Genomic DNA, 2,893 nt, shown 5'->3' on the forward strand with positions numbered 1-2,893 from the left:
CCACGCTTCCACCTCAAACCTATCAACCTGATCATCTTTCAGGGGTCTTACTAGCTTGACGCTATGGGAAATCTCATCTCGAGGGGGGCTTCATGCTTAGATGCTTTCAGCACTTATCCCTTCCGCACATAGCTACCCAGCGATGCCCTTGGCAGAACAACTGGTACACCAGCGGTGCGTCCATCCCGGTCCTCTCGTACTAAGGACAGCTCCTCTCAAATTTCCTGCGCCCACGACGGATAGGGACCGAACTGTCTCACGACGTTCTGAACCCAGCTCGCGTACCGCTTTAATGGGCGAACAGCCCAACCCTTGGGACCGACTACAGCCCCAGGATGCGATGAGCCGACATCGAGGTGCCAAACCTCCCCGTCGATGTGGACTCTTGGGGGAGATAAGCCTGTTATCCCCGGGGTAGCTTTTATCCGTTGAGCGATGGCCCTTCCATGCGGAACCACCGGATCACTAAGCCCGACTTTCGTCCCTGCTCGACTTGTAGGTCTCGCAGTCAAGCTCCCTTGTGCCTTTACACTCTACGAATGATTTCCAACCATTCTGAGGGAACCTTTGGGCGCCTCCGTTACACTTTAGGAGGCGACCGCCCCAGTCAAACTGCCCACCTGACACTGTCTCCTGCCCCGATAAGGGGCATGGGTTAGAATTTCAATACAGCCAGGGTAGTATCCCACCAATGCCTCCACCGAAGCTGGCGCTCCGGCTTCCAAGGCTCCTACCTATCCTGTACAAGCTGTACCGAAATTCAATATCAGGCTACAGTAAAGCTCCACGGGGTCTTTCCGTCCTGTCGCGGGTAACCTGCATCTTCACAGGTACTATAATTTCACCGAGTCTCTCGTTGAGACAGTGCCCAGATCGTTACGCCTTTCGTGCGGGTCGGAACTTACCCGACAAGGAATTTCGCTACCTTAGGACCGTTATAGTTACGGCCGCCGTTTACTGGGGCTTCAATTCAGAGCTTCGCTTGCGCTAACCCCTCCTCTTAACCTTCCAGCACCGGGCAGGCGTCAGCCCCTATACTTCGCCTTGCGGCTTCGCAGAGACCTGTGTTTTTGCTAAACAGTCGCCTGGGCCTATTCACTGCGGCTCTTCGAGGCTTTAACACCCCAAAGAGCACCCCTTCTCCCGAAGTTACGGGGTCATTTTGCCGAGTTCCTTAACGAGAGTTCTCTCGCTCACCTTAGGATTCTCTCCTCGCCTACCTGTGTCGGTTTGCGGTACGGGCACCTTTTCCCTCGCTAGAGGCTTTTCTTGGCAGTGTGGAATCAGGAACTTCGGTACTATATTTCCCTCGCTATCACAGCTCAGCCTTCACGCAAACGGGATTTTCCTCGCTTGCAGCCTAACTGCTTAGACGCACATATCCAGCAGTGCGCTTACCCTATCCTTCTGCGTCCCCCCATTGCTCAAACGGTAAAGAGGTGGTACAGGAATATCAACCTGTTGTCCATCGCCTACGCTTTTCAGCCTCGGCTTAGGTCCCGACTAACCCTGAGCGGACGAGCCTTCCTCAGGAAACCTTAGGCATTCGGTGGATGGGATTCTCACCCATCTTTCGCTACTCATACCGGCATTCTCACTTCTAAGCGCTCCACCAGTCCTTACGGTCTAGCTTCAACGCCCTTAGAACGCTCTCCTACCACGGACATCGTAAGATGTCCATCCACAGCTTCGGTGATACGTTTAGCCCCGGTACATTTTCGGCGCAGAGTCACTCGACCAGTGAGCTATTACGCACTCTTTAAATGGTGGCTGCTTCTAAGCCAACATCCTGGTTGTCTAAGCAACTCCACATCCTTTTCCACTTAACGTATACTTTGGGACCTTAGCTGGTGGTCTGGGCTGTTTCCCTCTTGACTACGGATCTTATCACTCGCAGTCTGACTCCCATGGATAAGTCTTTGGCATTCGGAGTTTGTCTGAATTCGGTAACCCGATGGGGGCCCCTAGTCCAAACAGTGCTCTACCTCCAAGACTCTTACTACATGAGGCTAGCCCTAAAGCTATTTCGGAGAGAACCAGCTATCTCCAAGTTCGATTGGAATTTCTCCGCTACCCACACCTCATCCCCGCACTTTTCAACGTGCGTGGGTTCGGTCCTCCATTCAGTGTTACCTGAACTTCAACCTGGACATGGGTAGATCACCTGGTTTCGGGTCTACGACCACATACTACATTCGCCCTATTCAGACTCGCTTTCGCTGCGGCTCCGTCTGTTCAACTTAACCTTGCATGTAATCGTAACTCGCCGGTTCATTCTACAAAAGGCACGCTATCACCCATTAACGGGCTCTAACTACTTGTAGGCACACGGTTTCAGGATCTCTTTCACTCCCCTTCCGGGGTGCTTTTCACCTTTCCCTCACGGTACTGGTTCACTATCGGTCACTAGGGAGTATTTAGCCTTGGGAGATGGTCCTCCCTGCTTCCGACGGGATTTCTCGTGTCCCGCCGTACTCAGGATCCACTCTGGAGGGAACGAAGTTTCAACTACAGGGCTTTTACCTTCTCTGGCCGGCCTTTCCAGACCTGTTCATTTACCTCGTTCCTTTGTAACTCCGTATAGAGTGTCCTACAACCCCAAGAGGCAAGCCTCTTGGTTTGGGCTAATCCCGTTTCGCTCGCCGCTACTCAGGGAATCGCTTTTGCTTTCTCTTCCTCCGGGTACTTAGATGTTTCAGTTCCCCGGGTCTGCCTTCAATACCCTATGTATTCAGGTAAAGATTCTATCCCATTACGGATAGAGGGTTCCCCCATTCGGAAATCTCCGGATCAAAGCTTACTTACAGCTCCCCGAAGCATATCGGTGTTAGTCCCGTCCTTCATCGGCTCCTAGTGCCTAGGCATTCACCGTGCGCCCTTTCTAACTTAACCT

At 52.7% G+C, this 2,893-nt stretch carries 1 rRNA gene; it reads right to left on the reverse strand.

From position 1 onward, the window contains the following. Positions 1-2,892: ribosomal RNA gene (locus tag ACFYKT_RS22245) — 23S ribosomal RNA — on the reverse strand; the annotation flags it as partial. Position 2,893 lies beyond the last annotated feature (1 nt).

The sequence above is a fragment of the Cytobacillus mangrovibacter genome, from assembly GCF_042865275.1.
In the GTDB taxonomy this organism is placed as follows: domain Bacteria; phylum Bacillota; class Bacilli; order Bacillales; family Cytobacillaceae; genus Cytobacillus; species Cytobacillus mangrovibacter.